Raw genomic sequence first — 17,456 nt, forward strand, 5'->3', positions numbered from 1 at the left:
AGGAGGCATGGTGCGGGTTCTGCTGGTGGAGGACGACGAATCGATCGCCGAGCCGCTCGCCGACGGTCTGCGCCGGTACGGCATCACCACCGACCGGGTGACCACCGGCGCCGAAGCCCTGAGCGCGCCGCTCGGCGATTTTGTCCTGCTGGACCTGGGGCTGCCGGACATCGACGGCATCGACGTGTGCCGCCGGCTGCGACAGGTCAGCGACGTCCCGATCATCATGCTCACCGCCCGCGGCGACGAGACCGACCGCGTCCTGGGGCTGGAGATCGGCGCCGACGACTACCTGCCGAAGCCGTTCAGCACCCGCGAGCTGGTCGCCCGGATGCGCGCCGTCGGCCGCCGCACCCGCGCGGCCGTCCGCGAGGTCGCGGTCCCGGAGAACCGGCTCGGGCCGCTGACGATCGACGAACGCACCCGGCAGGCCCGGCTGGCCGGAGCGCCGCTGGCGTTGACGCCGAAGGAGTATCACCTGCTGACGCTGCTCGCGGCGGACCCCGGAGCGGTCGTGGACCGGCGCCGGATCCTGGAGACGGTGTGGGAGCCGAACTTCTTCGGCCGTGGCAAGACCCTGGACTTCCACGTCGCGACGCTGCGCCGCAAGCTCGGCGATCCGCGGTGGATCGAGAACCGGCGCGGAGTCGGGTTCCGGCTGGTCGTCCCCACCGACGGCGGGTACGGTCCGCCGGCCGGCCGGACGGGGTGAGCCGCCCGGCGGACGCCTCACACCGGCTGCGCCGACAGCCGCCCGTCCTGATGGCCGACCAGCAGCCACGGCCGCCGACCGGCCTCGATCACCGTGATCGCCGCCGGCTCGACGAACCGCGCCAGCCGGCCGTGGTAGCCGGCGGTGGCATAGCCGTGCCGGTCCAGCCGTGACCCGCCGGACACCGTGAACACCGACCCGTTGATCACGACACCGTGGTCCACGGTCTCGGCGGCCGGCACCGACCAGCGCGCCACCACCCCCTCACCGACCGCGATCTCCTTCAGCCCGCCCGTACCGGCCACGAAGATCCGCTCGTGCTGCACCCACAGCCGTTCCGGGAACTCGCCCTGCTCCATCCGCCACCGCGTCGCACCCTCGGCCGTGGTGACGCGCAGGTCACCGCGGGGTCCGGCGACGGTCCGGCCGCCGTCGGGCAGGTAGGCCGCGGCACGGGCCGGGCCGTCGAACAGGCCGAGGCGCCGGCCGGTGCGGGCGTCCAGCTCGACGGCGCCCCCGTCGGTGGCCACCAGCACCCGTATCCCGGTGGAGTCGGCGGTGATGCTGTGCGCGCGACACGGCAGGCGGGAGTGCCACTGGAGCCGTCCGGCGGTGTCCATCCGGAACACCTGGCCGTCCGCGGTCGTGGCGAGCACCCCGCCGGGCACCGCGGCCAGCCGACGGGTCGGGGCGAAGCCGGTCGGGTGGTGGTCCTCGACGACCAAGGTCCAGCCGATGTCGCGGAACAACCGGACCACGCCGACACCCGCCTCGGTCGCCACATACGCCGCTGCCGGGTCCTCCACGGCCGGCTGCACGTCGCCCACCGGGTGAAAGCCCAGCCGCGCCGTCACCACAACCGGCACCTCGCCGGACGTGTCCGTCTGGGCAACGGGGAGGCCCTCGCCCAGGATCGAGAGCACCGCGCCGGTGGCCGCGTCGACCGTCGCAGCGCACAGCCACGTACCGCGGACGAACTGCACCACGTAAACCCGCTTGCCGAACTCGTACGCGATCCGCACGCCGGCCATCCGGCCGCCGCCGGCCTCTCGCAACGCCGCATTCACCGCCCGCGCGATCTCCGCGGCTGACCACGTCTCCTGAGTTGCTGTCTCTGCCACGCCAACCTCCAGCCAAATAGCCGTACGCAGCAGAAGACGTGCCGTCGCGGAGCCCGGATTCCCGCCCGGACGAACCCTGCGCAGCTCCTGGACAATTCCTGTACGTACGCCGATCCGGGCCGCCGCCGGCACGCAACAGGCAGGAAATGGCCAGGGAACAGCCAGGCTTTCCCCGGCACCCCGTCTGCGCCGCCCGGTTGCCCGTACTGCCGGACGTCAACCGCCGCACGGTGACGTCAGGTCCGCCGAGGCGGCGACTACAGCAGGTGGAGGACTCGATGCGCAGAAGTCTGTTGGTCGCGATCACAGTTGTCGGCGTTGCCGTGCCGTTGAGCGCGGGCACCGCCCTGGCGATGGCCGGCGACGACGCGGAACGGCGGAGCACCTCGGCCGGGTTCGAGCTCAACATCGACCCGGACCTGGACGCGAAGTTCGGTCCGCGGCCGGTCAACGCCGTACGGGCAGCCGAGATCGTGGCCCAGCGGTTCCCCGGCGCCCGGGTGGTCGAGGCGGAGCTTGACGAGCGAGCAGGCGGACCGATCTGGGAAATGGAGTTCCTGCTGCGCGGCGACGAGCGTGAGGTGGACGTCGACGCGGTTACCGGCGCGATCCGCGGCGGCGACGACGACTGATCAGCCCATCCGTCCAGGCGGCCGGCCCGCACTGGACGCGTGGCCCGTGGTTGTCCAGTCGTTCTCCATTCCCCGTTGAAACACTCCGATCGCCAGCCGGCTGAGGACGATGGAGTGTGGTGGGTGCGGTGAGTCAGCTAGTCGAGCGTCTGCGGCGCCGGTCCGAGGCGAACGCCCGGGAGGTCGCCGGCGAACGGGTGGACGACCGGCTGGCCCCGCGGCTCGGGGCGACCGCAGCGCCGCGGCATCTGGTGTGCGTCCTGCGTTTTGCCGCTGAGCCCGGCGCGTCCCGGGAGGCGCGCGAGAAGGTCGTCGAGTCGCTGGGCAGAGCCGACCCGATGCCGATGACGTGGCTGGGCGCCGAGGAGTTCGTGTTTCTCCTTCCGGGCGGCACCGATGACGAGGCGACCGAGCAGCGGGCGGCCGCCCTGGCGCGGACGGTCGCCGCCGAACTGCGGCAGCCCTGCTCGGCCGGGATGGCGCACGGACGCACCGGCGAACTCGCGGAGGCCCTCGAGACCGCTCGCCGGATCAGCGGGGTGGCGCCTCCGGCGAACGTGCGCCAGCAGCTCTACACGGTTGACGACCTGTTCGTCGAGGTCGGCGTGGCCGCGGCGCCCTGGCTGGACGACTGGCTCCGCGGCTACATCATGCGCCTGCGGCCCGGCCCGGACCTGCTGCTCACCCTCGACGTCTACTTCCGCAACGACATGAGCCGGCTCGGCACGGCGTCGGCGCTGCACATCCATCCGCGTACGCTCGACTACCGGCTCCAGCGGGTGCGCGAGCTGACCGGTCTGGTGCCCGGCTCCACCCGGGGCGTACGCATCCTCAGCGCCGCCGTGACCCGCGCGCTGGGCGCGGGATGGTGCTGAGCCGCCACCCGAGCCGCGCGGATCACCCGCACCTCCGGTCAGGTCTTGTGGGTCAGGGTCGCGCCGGTCCAGAAATCCTCCAGCACGGCCGTGACCGAGACGTGCGTTATCACGCAGGTAAAGCCGGACACCTTCAATCCCGTCACCTTGAGCGGCACCACGGTGTCACCTTCGACGGTGCCGTCCTCGCCGAGCGGATAGTCCCGCACATCCAGGGCGGTCGCCGACCGGTGAAGGTGAAGTGTCGACTCGCCCCGGGTGCAGACGGCGTCCACGCCCGCGGTCACCTTGACGGAAATGGTGGTTGCCTCCGCCTCCAGCGCCACCTCCACCTCGCGGAAAGCAACGGTGGCGACGGTGCCGTCCCAACCGGCATCGGTGTCCTCCGGTACGAAGTGTGCCCCCTCCGCAAGTGCCGCGCTGGAATGGCCGATCAGCAGCATTGCCGCGGCCACCATTGTCGACACCGCGCCCGTGGCGAATCTCGCCAGCACGCGCCGTGAAACGTTGGTGGTTGATGTCGGAGAATTCGCGGTGGAATACACGTCGGCCCCCTTCGGCCAAATATCAGGGTGAACACGAGGGCGGCCCGACGAGGCCCGGCGGCGACCGGTCCCGGTATCTGCCCGGAACCGATCACCGCCGAGAGCCTGCCGGGAATCGCCGGTCAGAGCTCCTCGAAGTCGACCGGGACGTCGTCGCCGTCCTGGTCCTTGGCGCCGCCGGAGGCCCCGTTGACCACCGTGAAGTCCTTGGTCGTGCCGTTGAGCTGCAGCCGCAGCGTCTCGAACCCGATGCGCAGGGTGGACACCCCGTGCAGCGCGGCCGCCGAGACCCGGAAGGTGATGTCGATGGTGACATCGATCAGCTGCTCCTGGCGGAAGGTCTCCTTCAGGACGCTCTGGCTGGCGTCCTTCTTGAAGCTGAGCGCCCACACCTTCCAGCCGGACGACGCCGGAAGGTTGTAGACCTGCCACAGGCTCCTGAAGTTGTAGGTCCGCAGCCGGCCCTGAATGCGTCCCTCGAGATCGAAGCCCTGCGACTGGATCGTGATGTTCTGCAGGGCGCTGAAGCCGTGGAACGCCGTGATGTTGTCCTCGGCCGCCAGCTTTCCGACTCGGGTGTTCGGCAGGATGACTGTGAACTCACCGTTGGTGACGTCGATGACCGACGAACTCGGCGGGCTCGACGAGCCGACGGCGCCGGCCGGGCCGGCGACCGCCAGCACTCCGGCTGTGGCGAAGGCCGCGATGCTGGCGGTCATCGCCACTGCGGTCCGGGCGCAGACTTTCCACACACGATTGCGCATGTCCCCCTCTTTCGTTTCCGGTGTGCGGCAGTCCCGCTGGGTCCTTTCCCTTTCTTCAGGGGATTGCCGTCGATGGATGTGAATCTAATTGCCGGTCGAGCCCGGCGTCTTCGTGATTCCTCACCAAAGAGCAAGCCGGTCCCGGCGTGTCGCGGATCCTTATGCCGCCGCTACAGCTCGGCCGCTTCAATGGCGGCATGAACGACATCGCATCCGGGTCGGCACCGCCCCGCCGCACGCGCAGGATCGTGCTCCTGAGCCTGGCGGCCCTCGGCGTGCTGGGCGTCGCGTTCGCCGTGCGGCGGCCGCTGCTGATGTCCGCGCCGCGGTGCATGGCCGGGCACTGGCACGGCTGCTACGACACCGAGAACGGCGTGCTGCTCATGATGCTGGTGGGGCTGCCGGTGGCCGCTCTGCTGGTGTGGGCGCTGACGCGCCTCCGGAGTGCCGGCGGTGACCTCTCGGCGTGGCGGATGTCGCTGGCCGAGGTGGGCATGGTCTACGGGACGGTGCCGCTGGTGTGGATCACCATGATGCCGGGCCCGGGTGCCGGCGTCGTCCCCGGCCGGGTGAGCCTGATCCCGCTGCGGGACCTGCTCACGATGGGGCCCATCGGGATCGGCGGCAACCTGCTGATCTTCGCGGCGCTGGGGTTCTTCGCCCCGCTGCGCTTCGCGGCGCTGGCGTCGGTGCCGCGGATCCTGGCGCTGGCGGCCGGCTGCTCGGCCCTGGTCGAGCTCGCCCAGTACGCGCTGCGGCTGGACCGGGTGTCGTCGGTCGACGACGTGCTGGTCAACGCGGCCGGCGCGGTGCTGGCCGGGCTGGCCTCGCGCCGCTGGTGGCGCAGCGCGGCGGAGACGCCGTCGGAACGGCCCCGCCCCGCGCCGGCGACGGCGGACTGAGCCGTGGGTCGTCCGTGGCCGCGGACCGGTCAGGGGGCCGGTTGCTCAGGGACGAGCAGCCAGCGAGCAAAGCAGCTCGCGCCGTCGAGTTCGGTGTAGGACCGGGCTTCGACCCGGTACCTGGTGCTGCGGGTTTTGACCAGCAATCCCGTGTCGGCTGCCCGAGCTGGTGCTCCGTGTTCCGCGGGTGCACGGCCCGGCAGCGCCGGCCGCAGCGTCATCGAATATTCGCCCGCGCCGTCGCACGCGGCGCTGAACACGGCCAGCTCACCGCTACGGACGTGGATCGTGGTTCCGGGATCGTCCGAGTCGCCGGGGTAGCGCAGGGCAGCGGTCAGGGTCTTCCGGTAGTCGTCGCCGGAAGCCTGAATGATGGCGATGGAGCCCTCGGGCGACTCGAAGACCTCCATCCAGCTGTCGTCGCGGACCACTCCGTCGGCCCCGACGACTGCGGCTGTGTGTTCGCCGAGCGAGATGCCGGTCTCCTCGGGTCCGAGGTCGACGATTCGATCGAAGTACTCGTCCTCGCTGAAGCCGAGCCAGAGGTGCCGGACGGCGGCATCGACGGCGAGATACGGGTCGCCGTTGGTCCAGAGCCGGCCGAGATGGACCCAATCGTCAGGCATGGCGCGAGTATCCGGCAGAACCCGCTGCGGACTGACGCCGGGAGTTGGGCTTGCGGTCCGGCCCGGCGCGTTATTCACATGCGTCGATTTGCCTGCTAGCGTCACGTCGCGTGGTTGCGTGACCACCCGATGTGGGGAGGATCAGGTGAGAACAGCCATCCGTCGAGGCGCCGCCGCTGCGGGCGCCGTTGTCCTGTCGGTCCTCGGGTTGACCACCGGTGCGCAGGCGGCGCCGGCCGAGGCTGACGTTCTCTCGGTGGCCGGGGCCGAGGTGGTGCCGGACAGCTACGTCGTTGTGCTCAAGTCCGGCAAGGTCGCTCGCACGGTTGCCGCCGAGCATGACGCGACCGTGCTGCACACGTACAAGAGGGTTTTCAACGGGTTTGCGGCGACCATGTCGGCGCGGCAGGCGCGGCAGGTGGCCGCGGATCCGGACGTCGCGTTCGTGCAGCCCGACGTGATCCACCGGATCTCCGCGACGCAGACCAACCCGCCGTCCTACGGCCTGGACCGCATCGATCAGCGTAACCGTCCGCTGAACCAGGCGTATACCTACAGCACAGCTGCGGCGAACGTGCACGCCTACATCATCGACACCGGCATCCGGACCACCCACGGGGACTTCGGCGGGCGCGCGACCAGCGGATTCGACGCGGTCGACGGCGGCGCCGCCGACGACTGCAACGGCCACGGTACGCACGTTGCCGGCACCGTCGGCGGCAGTGCCCACGGTGTCGCCAAGGGCGTCCAGCTTGTCGCCGTGCGGGTGCTCAACTGCGAGGGCAGCGGCACCACCGCGCAGGTCGCCGCCGGCATCGAGTGGGTGACCGCCAACGCGGCCAAGCCCGCCGTCGCCAACATGAGCCTCGGCGGCGGCGCGGACACCGCCCTGGACAATGCGGTACGCGCGTCGATCGACTCCGGCGTCAGTTATGCGATCGCGGCGGGCAACGGTCTGTTCGGCATCTTCGCCCTGGACGCCTGCACCCAGTCGCCGGCCCGGGTCAGCACCGCGATCACCGTCTCCGCGACCAACAGCAGCGACGCCAAGCCGTCCTGGGCCAACCGCGGCACCTGCGTCGACGTCTTCGCCCCCGGCATCAGCATCACGTCGACCTGGTCCACCAGCGACTCCGCCACCAACACGATCAGCGGCACCTCGATGGCCACCCCGCACGTGGCCGGCGCCGCCGCGCTGTACCTGGCCGGCCACCCGGGCGACACGCCCGCGCAGGTGCACAGCGCCATCGTCAGCAACGCGACCACGGGCGTGGTGACGAGCCCCGGCTCCGGCTCGCCGAACCGGCTGCTCTACACCGGCGCCTTCTGAGTCCCTCTTTTGCTCAGCGCGGAGCCGGGTGGGATCCCACCCGGCTCCGCCGTTCCCGTCCGGTCAGCCCAGCGCGGCCGCCTTGCGCAACAGCACTGAGCGTTCGCGCTGGTTGGCGCACAGCCGGGCGGCCAGTTCCAGCTCGGCGCGCGCCTCCGGTCGGCGGCCGAGGCGGGACAGCAGCTCACCGCGTACCGTCGGGACCAGATGGGAACCGGGGAGCCGGTCCGTCGCGATCAGCTCGTCCACGATGGCCAGGGCCGGCGCCGGGCCGGAGGCCATCGCGACGGCGACGGCCCGGTTGAGCTCGACCACCGGCGAGGGCGCCACCCGGCCGAGCGCCTCGTAGAGCACCACGATCCGGTCCCAGTCGGTCTCCTCGACCGACGGCGCCGCCGCGTGGGTGGCGGCGATCGCGGCCTGCAGGCCGTAGGGCCCGAGGCCGCGGGGCGACGCCCTGGCCAGCGCGGCCAGCCCGCGGCGGATCGCCGAGATGTCCCACCGGCGGCGGTCCTGGTCCTCGAGCAGGACCGGCGAGCCGTCCGGGCCGGTCCGCGCCGGGAAGCGCGCGGCCGTCAGCTCGCACAACGCGAGCAGACCGTGCACCTCGGGCTCGGCCGGTTGCAGCGCGGCCAGCGTGCGGGCCAACCTGATGGCCTCGTACGCGAGGTCGGGGCGCAGCAGCCGGTCACCCGACGTGGCCGTCGACCCCTCGGTGAAGATCACGTAGAGGACGCTGAGCACGCCGCCCAGCCGTTCCCGGCGCTCGCCGGCCGGCGGCAGCTCGAACGGCACCCCGGCCGCCGCGATCGTCTTCTTGGCCCGGGTGATGCGGGCCTGCACGGTCGGCACGGGCACCAGGAACGCGCGGGCGATCTGGTCGGTCGACAGGCCGCCGACCACGCGCAGGGTCAGCGCCACCCGGGCCTCGGGGGAGAGCACCGGGTGGCAGCTGATGAACATCAGCGCCAGCACGTCGTCATCGATCCGGTCGGGATCGAGGTCGTCGGCCACCTCCGCGTCGGCTGCCGCGTCGGCCGCCAGCAGGGCGTACCGGTTCTGCAGGGCGGCCCGGCGGCGGATCGCGTCGATCGCCCGGCGCCGGGCCGTGGCCATCAGCCAGCCGGCCGGGCTAGCCGGGCCGGCGAGCGGCCACGACACCAGCGCCTCGGCCACCGCCTCCTGGGCCGCGTCCTCGGCCAGCCCGAAATCGCCGGTGAACCGGGTCAGCGCGGCGACGATCCGGGCCGACTCGATCCGCCAGACGGCCTCGACATCGGCCGTGCCCATCACGGCCGGCCGGTGCTCGCGCGGCCGGCCCGGTCGTCGACGATCACTCGTCGACCTGCGGAACCTCGTCGCTCCCGGGCACCCGCCGGACCTCGATCCTGGCGCCGGCCGCCACCGGGACACGCTTGGCCCACTCGACCGCCTCCTGTTGCGAGGCGACGTCGAGCATGAAGAAGCCCCCGAACAGCTCCTTGGTCTCGCCGTACGGCCCGTCCGTGACCACCGGGGTCTCGCCGCTGAAGTCGACCACGACGCCCTTGGCCGGATCGTCCAGCCCCTCGGCCGCGAGGAGGACGCCGGCCTTGATCATGTCCTCGATGAACTGCCGGGTGGTGGCCATCATGGTGGTGATGTCGGCCATCATGGCCGCGTTCGACTCGTCGGTGCCCCGCATGATCAGCAGGTACTTCGCCATGGCGTTCTCCTCATCCGGCGGGGCCGGCTCTCGGCCCTCGCACCCACAGGTCGAACGAGCGGGCCGCGGATCGACACGGCCCCGGGCCGGGTTTCTCAGGTCGGAGCGGCTCGGGAGCTCATCGTCGCATCTTGGCGGGTGGCGACGTGCTCCCGGCCGTCGGCTGCGATCATGGGAGGATCCGTGGAGTCCGGACGGAGATCGTTGCGGGGCCCCGGGAGGCTTGTGGTGAGTGCGGACAACAGCGCGGATCTGTCCGTCACCGTCGGCGATGGTGTCGCGTTGCTGGAGATGCGCCGGCCGCCGGCCAATCACTTCGACGAGCTGCTGATCGGACGGCTCGTGGACGCTGCGGCAGGTCTCGACGACGATCCGGTCTGTCGGGTGATCGTGTTGGCGTCGCAGGGCAAGCACTTCTGTGCCGGGGCGGATTTCGGCGGCGGGGACTTCGCGCGGGATCAGGTGGCTGCGGCCGAGCGGTTGTATCGGCGGGCGGCTGCGCTGTTCGACGTGCGTACGCCGATCATCGCGGCCGTGCAGGGCACCGCCGTGGGCGGCGGTCTGGGGTTGGCGTGCGTGGCCGATTTCCGGGTCGCCGAGCCGTCGACGCGGTTCGTGGCGAACTTCGCGCGGCTGGGTTTCCATCAGGGTTTCGGCCTGAGTGTCACGCTGCCGGAGGTGGTCGGTCGGCAGGCCGCGGCCGACATGTTGCTGACCGGCCGCCGGATCGGCGGCGAGGAGGCGGTACGGATCGGGCTGGCCGACCGCCTCGCCGAGCCGGGCCGGCTGCGGGAGACGGCCTTCGAGCTGGCCGCCCGGGTCGCCGCGTCGGCGCCGCTGGCGGTGCGCTCCATCCGGGCCACGCTGCGGGGGGACCTGCCGGCCCGGGTCCGGCGGGCGCTGGATCACGAACTCGCCGAACAGAAGATCCACTGGGCGACCCGGGACAGCGCGGAGGGCATCGAGGCCAGCCTGCAGCGACGCACGCCGGAATTCCTGGGCGAGTAGACCGTCAGGCCTCGGTGGTGGCGCCGACGTTGAACGGGTTGAAGCCCCAGACCTGCGAGCCGGAACGCGGGACGATGAAGGCGTACCAGTCGTCGCCGAGCGGCTCGATCACGGCGTCGCGGGCGGTGTCTCCCAGGCGGGGCGGCGGTCGCACGCCGGGCGTGCACCGCACCAGACCGGAGAAGTACGACATGCCGCTGTCCTCGGTCACGTACGTGACGCAGCCGCCATGACTCCACACGGCCGAGAAGTGGTACAGGCCATGGCTTGCGCCGAGCGGCGCCGTCGCCAGCTGCTCCAGTCCCGAACGGTGCAGGGGGAACAGCACCCGGCCGACCACACCCGAGCACGCCACCACCATCGTCACGACGGACACCACCGGCACGGCCAACCGGACCGGCCAGGACCGGCCGGCCAGCGACGCCAGCCAACCCACGGCGGCCACCGCCCACAGGACCATGGCCACCCACAGCCAGGTCAGGTAGCCGCCCGGCAGGACTACCCCGTACAGCAGCGCGACCGCCGCTACCAGGGCGAGGACGATCGGCCACCAGGTGCGGGCTCTGCTCACGGCTGAGACGCTACGCTGCCAAGGGCGCGGCGAACGTCTGTGCCGCTGTCCTGGATGGGGCCGTTGCGTTCCGCTGGCCTGCCTTTGCCGACTGCGGGAAGGCCGGTGTCGCAGTGCGCGATCTGCGAAGCTCGAATCCGGGAACCGCGCGGTATCGACCTCTTCCTCGGCCTGCCCGTCGTGCACGATGATCGGTTTTCCGCCCATCGTGACGCCCACCGGCCGAGCCGATTCGGCCTGGGTTATCAGCTGCCGGACGAGAATCAGCCGTACCTGTCCGCGCGCGTTCGGGCACGACGGCGCTGGAGGCCGCAGCCTTCCCGCAGATCTTGGTGAGCTAAAATCACCGGGCACCGTGCTCCAGAAATGGCGAAAGTCGAGCGTGCCCTTGCCCGCATGGTCCAGGTCTGCGCTCTTACCTGACGCTGCGGCGGGGTCGACGCGATGACCGTTCGCACGATGCGAGCCGCCGGAGAGCGTTCCGCCGAGATCGACATAGGTGCGTGGCAACCCAGTACAGCTGCGTGTGGCCCCGCGTTGTCGTCCTGCCGCACAGACCGTGACGGCCAGCACCGCCCGGATCAGGTGTTCTCGTGGAGGGTGATGACGATGCCGATGCCCGGCGGGCGCTTGATGCGCAGGAGCCGCAACAGCCCGCCGCCGATGCGGGCGGAGACGTAGCGGCGCTCCAGGAGGCGGCGTGCGGTCTCGGTCTCCGAGGCCGGGAGGAGGGTCGCGGTGCCCCGGACGGGGCGGGCGTCCGGGGCCACCTTGCCGCGGACGTCGCAGGCTACGACCTCGACCTCGGGGTTCCTGCGGATGCGCTTGACCTTCCAGGCGTCGGCCGCCGAGACCGTTGTCACGGTGTTGCCCTCGGCCACGTGCCAGACCGGGGTCGGCACCGGGGTGCCGTCCTTGCGGTACGTGGTCAGGCTGATCTGCTTGCTGGCGGCGATCCCCGCGGGAACGGTCATGGCGACTCCTGGGTTGAGGTGCGGTAGCTGGGCGCACCTCATGCCTACCGCAAGGTCGCCTCGGGCGGGGGAGTGCCGGAGATCAGGACGAGATGTGCTGTGCCTTCGTGGCGGCCCAGCTGGCGAGCAGGTCGAGCGCGTGCTGCGACGGTGATCCCGGCTCCGCGGTGAAGACGACCAGGGCCAGGCCGGCGTCGGCGGGCAGCTCGAGGACCTCGTAGGCCAGGTCCAGGTCGCCGACGACCGGGTGGTGCAGCCGCTTGCGGCCGGTGCGGTGCAGGCGGACGTCGTGGCTGGCCCAGCGGGTGCGGAACTCCTCGCTGCGGGTGGCCAGCTCACCGATCAGGTCGCTCAGGCCTTTGTCGTACGGGTTCGCGCCGGCCGCCGCCCGCAACACGGCGACGGTATCGCGGGCGGTCGCATCCCAGTCGCGGTAGAAGTCGGCCGCCCGCGGGTCGAGGAACCGGAACCGTGCCGGGTTCGCCGGCTGCGCGGGGCTGTCGAACAGCGGCGCGTTCAGGGCCCGGCCCAGCCGGTTGGCTGCCACGAAGTCCCCGCGGTTGTTGCTCACCCACGCCGGGGAGAGCTGGCTGTCGAGGATCTGCTGGATGATCGGGCGGACCCGCTGGGCGGCCGGCTTGCGGCGCAGCGTGGCGCCGGCGCGGGTGGCCGCGCGGGCCAGGTCGAACAGGTGGGCCCGTTCGGCCTCGTCCAGCTGCAGGGCGCGGGCGACGGCGTCGAGGACGCTGTCGGAGGCGCCGTGGATGGTGCCGCGTTCGAGCTGGGTGTAGTACTCGACCGACACCCCGGCGAGCTGCGCGACCTCACCGCGGCGCAGCCCGGACACGCGGCGGGTGCCGGTGGTGGTCAGGCCCGCCTGTTCCGGGGTGACTTTGCCACGGCGGGTGACCAGGAAGTCCCGTACCTCGCTGCGGTTGTCCATGTGTCCCACGCTACGAGCCCCCACGCGGGTTCGGCGGATCGGAGGGGGGTGCTGCCGGCACCCCTTTCCGCAGGGCCTCCCTGGTTGCCGGGATCGCGGGTTGCATGGGAGGCGATTCATGCCCCTGTCGCGACAACGAGAAGGTGCTCAATGTCAGACAACAACAGCCGCCGCCGTTTCCTGGCCGGCGCCGCGGGCGTCGCCGCCGCTCCCGTGGTCGCCGGCCTGCTCGGGCCCGCCGAGGCCGCGCAGGCTTCCAGCCGTCCCGCCGGCAACGGCGCCCCGGCCCGTACGGCCACCACGCTGACCGGCCGCCGCCGGCTGGGCCGGCTCAAGGTCTCCAGCGTCGGGCTCGGCTGCCAGACCATGCCCGGCAACCTGTACGGACCGGTCAGCAGCCGCGCGGACATGGTCAAGATCATTCGCAGCGCGGTCGACCAGGGCGTCACGTTCTTCGACACGGCCGAGGCGTACGGGCCGTTCGAGTCCGAGCGCATCGTCGGCGAGGCGCTGCGCGGGGTCCGCGACGATGTGGTGATCGCGACGAAGTTCGGCTGGAACATCGACCCGGACACCGGTCAGCAGCTCGGCGGCCTCAACAGCCGGCCCGCGCACATCAGGCGTGCCGTCGACGGCATGCTCCGGCGGCTGCGCACCGACCACATCGACCTGCTGTACCAGCACCGCGTCGACCCCGCCGTGCCGATCGAACATGTCGCCGGCGCGGTCCAGGACCTGATCAAGGCCGGCAAGGTCCGGCACTGGGGTCTGTCCGAGCCGGGCCCGCAGACGGTCCGCCGCGCCCACGCCGTGCACCCGCTGACCGCCGTCCAGAACGAGCACAACCTGCTGTGGCGCGGATCCGAGCAGCAGATCCTGCCGATCTGCGAGGAGCTGGGCATCGGCTTTGTGTGCTGGGCGCCGCTGGCGTACGGCTTCACCACCGGCACCATCAACCCCTACACCCGGTTCACCGCGGGCGACTTCCGGCAGTACGTGCCGCGCAACTCGCCGGAGAACCTGGCCGCGAACATGCCGGTCGTGCAGCTCCTGGGGGAGTGGGCGGTCCGCAAGGGCGCCACGCCCGCCCAGGTGTCGCTGGCCCTGGCTGCTGGCGCAGAAGCCGTGGATCGTGCCGATCCCCAGCGCCACCCGCACCTCGCACCTGCTGGAGAACATCGGCACCGAGGAGTTCGCGTTCACCGACGCCGAGTTCGGCGAGTTCACCGCCGCGCTCGATGCGATCCCGATCCGCGGCGAACGGCTGCCCGCGCCGGTGCTCGCCCTCTCGGGCGTCGAGGCGCCCCTGCCCTGACAAGCCACGAACGGACTGCCGGGCGGGGAAACTTGAGAGGTTGGCTTCAAGGGATGGGCTCGCTGGGGGAGGAACCCCGATGGATGCGATGACCGGACACCCGCGCCGCGCGATACTGCGGGGTGTGCTGCTCGGTGCCGCCGGCACGGCGTCCGGTGCGCTGCTCCACGCCTGTACTGATGCCCCTCCCCCGACAGCCGCTCCGGCTTCCGCCGCGGCCCCGGCTTCCGCCTCGGCCGGACGGAGCAGGGTGCTGCTGGCCTACTTCTCCCGGGCCGGGGAGAACTACTTCAACGGCGGCCGGCGGCGGCTGACCGTGGGCAACACCGAGGTGGTGGCGGGCATGATCGGCCGGTTGATCGGCTGCGACGTGCACCGCATCGAGGCCGCCGAGCCCTATCCCGACGACTACGAGCCGACCGTCGCGCGCAACGTCGAGGAGCAGAGGGCGGACGCCCGCCCGGCCATCGCCAACCCGCCTGCGTCGATCGACGACTACGACACGGTCCTGCTCGGCAGCCCGATCTGGAACGTGCGCGCCCCGATGATCATGACGACGTTCGTGGAGCCCTTCGACTTCGCCGGCAAGACCGTGCACCCGCTCACGACGTACGCGATGAGCGGTCTGGGCACCACCGAGCGCGACTACACCGCTTCCTGTCCCGGCGCGAAGCTCGGGGAGGGCCTGGCCGTGCGTGGCGAGGAAGTCGCCGCCGCCGGGCCCGCCGTCGAGGCCTGGCTGCGTCGCATCGGCCTGCTCACCCGCTGACCAGCCGCCTCGCCGCAAGCCTGTCCGCTCCGCGCCGCGCCCTGGCCGAGGCCGTCCTCGCCCGCGGCGACAACACGCGGTCGCCGTCATCGGCGAGACCCTCGACAGCCCGCGCACCGAGATCGAGACCTGGCGCGACCTGAGCACCAGCACCGACTACGCCGAGGCCTGAGGGGCCGGGGTCCCGGCGGCGGGCGAGATATTTCTCTTCCGCCTTTAAGGCTCTCTTATGAAAGTGCGGGCTACGGTCCTGCCGTCAGCTTCTCCGACGAGCCGATCGAGGTACTCATGCTGCCAGTCATGGTCGCCGACATGGGCGCGGGACGGCGTCCCCGGTCAAACCGTCCGATCCCGCTGCTGCCGGGGCAGAAGCTGGAGTTCCTCCGGCTCGGCCACGCCGTGGTGCTCGGTTTCACCGGCGGCCGGCAGGTGCTGATCGAGACCGTCGCCCACCTGCACGGCCCGCACGGCCACGCCGCCGTCGAGCCCGGCGAGCACCCCTCGGACGCCCTCGCGACGCTGCTCGGCGACGTGGTCCGGACCGCGCGGGCGCGCGACACCGGCGAGCTGGAGATCACCTTCGGCAGCGGCTCGACGCTGCTGGTCGATGTGGACCCGGACGTCGAGTCCTGGGCGGTCGCCGGCCCGGGCGGCTTCCTGATCGTCTGCCTGGCCGGCGGCGAGCTGGCGTTCTGGGGCGACGCGAACGCCGGTCGGCGCGGCTAGGGTCGCTGCCGCGCCGGGCCCGGGACGAGGTCGGCGAGCAGGTGCTCGATCCGGGCTTTGATCTCGTCGCGGATCGGGCGTACGGCCTCGACGCCCTGGCCGGCCGGGTCGTCGAGCTTCCAGTCCTCGTAGCGCTTGCCGGGGAAGATCGGGCAGGCGTCGCCGCAGCCCATGGTGATGATGACGTCGGAGGACTCGGCGGTCTCCCATTCGAGCTTCTTCGGGGTCTGGTCGGTGATGTCGATGCCGACCTCGCGCATCGCCTCGACCGCGGCCGGGTTGATGGTCTCGGCCGGCGCCGAGCCGGCGGAGCGGACCTCGACGGTGTCGCCGGCGAGGTGGCGCAGCCAGCCGGCGGCCATCTGGGAACGGCCGGCGTTGTGCACGCAGACGAACAGGACGCTGGGCTTGCTCATCGGATGTGTCTCCTGGTGGTGTGGGTGGGATCGATCAGCCGGCCGAAGGGTGGTCGGTCTGTCATGGGTGGCCGACGGGTGAAGGCGCGTCGGTGTTGTCATGGGCGACCACGACCTCACCGGCTGCCTGACCCACACCCGGGTAGAGGGCGAGCAGCAACCCGGTGCCGACGATGAGGCCGACGAGCTGGGCGACGATGAAGCCGGGCACCGAGGCCGGGGCGATCCCGGCGAAGGTGTCGGTGAAGGCGCGGCCGATCGTCACGGCCGGGTTGGCGAAGCTGGTGCTGCTGGTGAACCAGTACGCGGCGCCGATGTACGCGCCCACCGCGGCCGGGGCGACCGCGGCCCGGCCGGAGCGGGCGAGGGCGAAGATCAGCAGGAGCAGCCCGGCGGTGGCGACGACCTCGCCCAGCCACAGGTGCCCGGCGGAGCGTTGCTTGCCGGAGAAGTCGACCGCGGCCAGGTCGAACATCAGGTTCGCCAGCACCGAGCCGGCGATCGCGCCGGCGGTCTGGGCCAGGGCGTACCCGCCGAGCTGGGTGCCGGTCAGGCCGGTGCCGCTGCGCCGGCCGAGGAACCAGTCGGCGGCCGAGACGACCGGGTTGAAGTGTGCCCCGGAGACCGGGCCGAAGGTGAGGATCAGCGCGCCGAGGGCGAACGCGGTGGCGACCGAGTTCTCCAGCAGCTGCAGGCCGACGTCGTCCGGCGACAGCGTGGTCGCCATCACGCCGGAGCCGACGACGGCGGTCACCAGCAGCGCGGTGCCGACGAACTCGGCGAGCAGGCGCCGCCAGGTCGCAACAGGGTTCATGAGTGGGGTTTCTCCAGGTGGTGGGCGGGTGCGAGCCGGTCGATGCGCCCGGCGAGCTCGGTGTAGGCGGCCTCGAACGCGGCGTCGGTGTCCGCGCGTACCGGATCGGGCACCGACCAGTGCAGCCGGGGCCGCGCCGTCGCGGTGAGGTCCTCGTGGGCGTTGTCGCAGACCGCGATGATCAGGTCGTCGCCGGTCACCACGTCGTCGACGTGCGCGGTGCCGGCCGGCTGCAGCCGCAGCCCGTGCCGGCGGGCGACCCGGACCGCCCGGGGGTGCACCCGGTCGGCGGGGTGGGTCCCGGCCGACGCGGCGGGCCGGTGGGTGCGGTCGGCCCACAGGGCGGCGGCGAGCTGCGAACGCGCCGAGTTGTGCGTGCAGACGAAGACCACCCGGGCCGGGTCCGGCAGCCGGGGTGGCGTGAGCAGGGCGAGGGTCTCCGGTCGCAGCCGCAGGTACGTGCGGCGCCGGTCGGCCTCCGAGCGGGTGCGTTCCAGCAGCCCGGCCTCGGCGAGAACCTTGACGTGGTGCGCGACGAGGTTGGTCGGCAGCGCCAGGTCGTGGGCGATCTCGCCGGGCGAGGCGTCACCGAGGATCAGCGCGTCGACGATCGCCAGGCGCGCGGGGTCGCCGAGGGCGGCGTGCACCCGGGCCCGCTCGCTCAGGGACATCCGCTCAGTGGCCATTGACTCAATATGTACTGAGCTT

General features: G+C 71.9%; 21 protein-coding genes. 9 read left to right on the forward strand and 12 right to left on the reverse strand.

What is annotated here, in order from left to right; translation table 11 throughout:
- Positions 1 to 7 precede the first annotated feature (7 nt).
- On the forward strand, positions 8 to 712 hold the full coding sequence (locus ACIBQZ_RS40045; protein WP_396094180.1) for a response regulator transcription factor: 705 nt from the start codon (positions 8 to 10) through the stop codon (positions 710 to 712).
- Between the two features lie 17 nt (positions 713 to 729).
- Here the strand turns inward: ACIBQZ_RS40045 and ACIBQZ_RS40050 are convergent, their stop codons facing one another.
- Complete coding sequence (locus ACIBQZ_RS40050) at positions 730 to 1,833, reverse strand: hypothetical protein (RefSeq protein WP_396094181.1); 1,104 nt, start codon at positions 1,831 to 1,833, stop codon at positions 730 to 732.
- Positions 1,834 to 2,111: 278 nt separating this feature from the next.
- On the opposite strand from ACIBQZ_RS40050, the gene ACIBQZ_RS40055 reads away from it, so the two are divergent.
- Complete coding sequence (locus ACIBQZ_RS40055; RefSeq protein WP_396094182.1) at positions 2,112 to 2,465, forward strand: PepSY domain-containing protein; 354 nt, start codon at positions 2,112 to 2,114, stop codon at positions 2,463 to 2,465.
- Between the two features lie 128 nt (positions 2,466 to 2,593).
- Positions 2,594 to 3,340 (forward strand): PucR family transcriptional regulator, encoded by a 747-nt coding sequence (locus ACIBQZ_RS40060; protein WP_396094183.1) that lies wholly within the window; start codon positions 2,594 to 2,596, stop codon positions 3,338 to 3,340.
- A gap of 38 nt (positions 3,341 to 3,378) precedes the next feature.
- On the opposite strand, the gene ACIBQZ_RS40065 is transcribed toward ACIBQZ_RS40060, so the two are convergent.
- Complete coding sequence (locus tag ACIBQZ_RS40065) at positions 3,379 to 3,885, reverse strand: hypothetical protein (protein ID WP_396094184.1); 507 nt, start codon at positions 3,883 to 3,885, stop codon at positions 3,379 to 3,381.
- A 122-nt stretch (positions 3,886 to 4,007) separates the two neighbouring features.
- Positions 4,008 to 4,649, reverse strand: a complete 642-nt coding sequence (locus tag ACIBQZ_RS40070; RefSeq protein WP_396094185.1) for a hypothetical protein — start codon at positions 4,647 to 4,649, stop codon at positions 4,008 to 4,010.
- A gap of 197 nt (positions 4,650 to 4,846) precedes the next feature.
- Between ACIBQZ_RS40070 and ACIBQZ_RS40075 the strand changes: the two genes are divergently transcribed.
- Positions 4,847 to 5,551 (forward strand): VanZ family protein, encoded by a 705-nt coding sequence (locus ACIBQZ_RS40075; protein ID WP_396094186.1) that lies wholly within the window; start codon positions 4,847 to 4,849, stop codon positions 5,549 to 5,551.
- 29 nt (positions 5,552 to 5,580) lie between these two features.
- Here ACIBQZ_RS40075 and ACIBQZ_RS40080 read toward each other — a convergent pair whose 3' ends face one another.
- A complete protein-coding gene (locus ACIBQZ_RS40080; protein ID WP_396094187.1) occupies positions 5,581 to 6,282 on the reverse strand; it encodes a hypothetical protein in 702 nt (233 codons plus the stop codon).
- A 40-nt stretch (positions 6,283 to 6,322) separates the two neighbouring features.
- On the opposite strand from ACIBQZ_RS40080, the gene ACIBQZ_RS40085 reads away from it, so the two are divergent.
- The gene (locus ACIBQZ_RS40085) at positions 6,323 to 7,507 is read left to right on the forward strand and encodes a S8 family peptidase (protein ID WP_396094188.1); all 1,185 of its coding nucleotides are present in this window, start codon (positions 6,323 to 6,325) and stop codon (positions 7,505 to 7,507) included.
- A gap of 63 nt (positions 7,508 to 7,570) precedes the next feature.
- Here ACIBQZ_RS40085 and ACIBQZ_RS40090 read toward each other — a convergent pair whose 3' ends face one another.
- Both ACIBQZ_RS40090 and ACIBQZ_RS40095 read right to left on the reverse strand, forming a co-directional pair.
- Complete coding sequence (locus tag ACIBQZ_RS40090) at positions 7,571 to 8,797, reverse strand: RNA polymerase sigma factor (protein WP_396094230.1); 1,227 nt, start codon at positions 8,795 to 8,797, stop codon at positions 7,571 to 7,573.
- A gap of 43 nt (positions 8,798 to 8,840) precedes the next feature.
- Complete coding sequence (locus ACIBQZ_RS40095) at positions 8,841 to 9,212, reverse strand: YciI family protein (protein WP_396094189.1); 372 nt, start codon at positions 9,210 to 9,212, stop codon at positions 8,841 to 8,843.
- 228 nt (positions 9,213 to 9,440) lie between these two features.
- Between ACIBQZ_RS40095 and ACIBQZ_RS40100 the strand changes: the two genes are divergently transcribed.
- Positions 9,441 to 10,220, forward strand: a complete 780-nt coding sequence (locus ACIBQZ_RS40100) for an enoyl-CoA hydratase/isomerase family protein (protein ID WP_396094190.1) — start codon at positions 9,441 to 9,443, stop codon at positions 10,218 to 10,220.
- A 4-nt stretch (positions 10,221 to 10,224) separates the two neighbouring features.
- Here the strand turns inward: ACIBQZ_RS40100 and ACIBQZ_RS40105 are convergent, their stop codons facing one another.
- From ACIBQZ_RS40105 to ACIBQZ_RS40115, 3 genes are all read right to left on the reverse strand, one after another.
- Complete coding sequence (locus ACIBQZ_RS40105; RefSeq protein ID WP_396094191.1) at positions 10,225 to 10,791, reverse strand: hypothetical protein; 567 nt, start codon at positions 10,789 to 10,791, stop codon at positions 10,225 to 10,227.
- Between the two features lie 581 nt (positions 10,792 to 11,372).
- Entirely contained in the window at positions 11,373 to 11,765 is a 393-nt protein-coding gene (locus tag ACIBQZ_RS40110) for a PPOX class F420-dependent oxidoreductase (protein WP_396094192.1), read from the reverse strand.
- Between the two features lie 82 nt (positions 11,766 to 11,847).
- A complete protein-coding gene (locus ACIBQZ_RS40115) occupies positions 11,848 to 12,708 on the reverse strand; it encodes a helix-turn-helix transcriptional regulator (RefSeq protein ID WP_396094193.1) in 861 nt (286 codons plus the stop codon).
- 150 nt (positions 12,709 to 12,858) lie between these two features.
- Between ACIBQZ_RS40115 and ACIBQZ_RS40120 the strand changes: the two genes are divergently transcribed.
- The 3 genes from ACIBQZ_RS40120 (at position 12,859) to ACIBQZ_RS40130 (ending at position 15,518) form a co-directional block, all read left to right on the forward strand.
- Positions 12,859 to 14,115 (forward strand): aldo/keto reductase, encoded by a 1,257-nt coding sequence (locus ACIBQZ_RS40120; RefSeq protein ID WP_396094194.1) that lies wholly within the window; start codon positions 12,859 to 12,861, stop codon positions 14,113 to 14,115.
- A 158-nt stretch (positions 14,116 to 14,273) separates the two neighbouring features.
- Complete coding sequence (locus ACIBQZ_RS40125) at positions 14,274 to 14,792, forward strand: flavodoxin (protein WP_396094195.1); 519 nt, start codon at positions 14,274 to 14,276, stop codon at positions 14,790 to 14,792.
- A 300-nt stretch (positions 14,793 to 15,092) separates the two neighbouring features.
- A complete protein-coding gene (locus ACIBQZ_RS40130; protein ID WP_396094196.1) occupies positions 15,093 to 15,518 on the forward strand; it encodes a DUF6188 family protein in 426 nt (141 codons plus the stop codon).
- Here the strand turns inward: ACIBQZ_RS40130 and ACIBQZ_RS40135 are convergent.
- From ACIBQZ_RS40135 to ACIBQZ_RS40145, 3 genes are all read right to left on the reverse strand, one after another.
- The gene (locus ACIBQZ_RS40135) at positions 15,515 to 15,934 is read right to left on the reverse strand and encodes an arsenate reductase ArsC (RefSeq protein ID WP_396094197.1); all 420 of its coding nucleotides are present in this window, start codon (positions 15,932 to 15,934) and stop codon (positions 15,515 to 15,517) included. The genes ACIBQZ_RS40130 and ACIBQZ_RS40135 overlap by 4 nt on opposite strands.
- Positions 15,935 to 15,995: 61 nt before the next feature.
- Entirely contained in the window at positions 15,996 to 16,748 is a 753-nt protein-coding gene (locus tag ACIBQZ_RS40140) for an aquaporin (protein WP_396094198.1), read from the reverse strand.
- Entirely contained in the window at positions 16,745 to 17,434 is a 690-nt protein-coding gene (locus ACIBQZ_RS40145; protein WP_396094199.1) for a helix-turn-helix domain-containing protein, read from the reverse strand. Before ACIBQZ_RS40145 ends, ACIBQZ_RS40140 begins: the two co-directional genes overlap by 4 nt.
- Positions 17,435 to 17,456: the final 22 nt, after the last annotated feature.

Source organism: Actinoplanes sp. NPDC049599, from assembly GCF_044465625.1.
GTDB lineage: Bacteria > Actinomycetota > Actinomycetes > Mycobacteriales > Micromonosporaceae > Actinoplanes.

What these genes read in the sequence shown, in the direction of transcription:
- ACIBQZ_RS40115 (WP_396094193.1), bottom strand. Translation starts at nt 12,708, where the DNA reads ATGGACAACCGCAGCGAGGTACGGGACTTCCTGGTCACCCGCCGTGGC.
- ACIBQZ_RS40135 (WP_396094197.1), bottom strand. Translation starts at nt 15,934, where the DNA reads ATGAGCAAGCCCAGCGTCCTGTTCGTCTGCGTGCACAACGCCGGCCGT.
- ACIBQZ_RS40130 (WP_396094196.1), top strand. Translation starts at nt 15,093, where the DNA reads ATGGTCGCCGACATGGGCGCGGGACGGCGTCCCCGGTCAAACCGTCCG.
- ACIBQZ_RS40095 (WP_396094189.1), bottom strand. Translation starts at nt 9,212, where the DNA reads ATGGCGAAGTACCTGCTGATCATGCGGGGCACCGACGAGTCGAACGCG.
- ACIBQZ_RS40145 (WP_396094199.1), bottom strand. Translation starts at nt 17,434, where the DNA reads ATGGCCACTGAGCGGATGTCCCTGAGCGAGCGGGCCCGGGTGCACGCC.
- ACIBQZ_RS40075 (WP_396094186.1), top strand. Translation starts at nt 4,847, where the DNA reads ATGAACGACATCGCATCCGGGTCGGCACCGCCCCGCCGCACGCGCAGG.
- ACIBQZ_RS40120 (WP_396094194.1), top strand. Translation starts at nt 12,859, where the DNA reads ATGTCAGACAACAACAGCCGCCGCCGTTTCCTGGCCGGCGCCGCGGGC.
- ACIBQZ_RS40140 (WP_396094198.1), bottom strand. Translation starts at nt 16,748, where the DNA reads ATGAACCCTGTTGCGACCTGGCGGCGCCTGCTCGCCGAGTTCGTCGGC.
- ACIBQZ_RS40070 (WP_396094185.1), bottom strand. Translation starts at nt 4,649, where the DNA reads ATGCGCAATCGTGTGTGGAAAGTCTGCGCCCGGACCGCAGTGGCGATG.
- ACIBQZ_RS40090 (WP_396094230.1), bottom strand. Translation starts at nt 8,797, where the DNA reads ATGGGCACGGCCGATGTCGAGGCCGTCTGGCGGATCGAGTCGGCCCGG.
- ACIBQZ_RS40110 (WP_396094192.1), bottom strand. Translation starts at nt 11,765, where the DNA reads ATGACCGTTCCCGCGGGGATCGCCGCCAGCAAGCAGATCAGCCTGACC.
- ACIBQZ_RS40045 (WP_396094180.1), top strand. Translation starts at nt 8, where the DNA reads ATGGTGCGGGTTCTGCTGGTGGAGGACGACGAATCGATCGCCGAGCCG.
- ACIBQZ_RS40055 (WP_396094182.1), top strand. Translation starts at nt 2,112, where the DNA reads ATGCGCAGAAGTCTGTTGGTCGCGATCACAGTTGTCGGCGTTGCCGTG.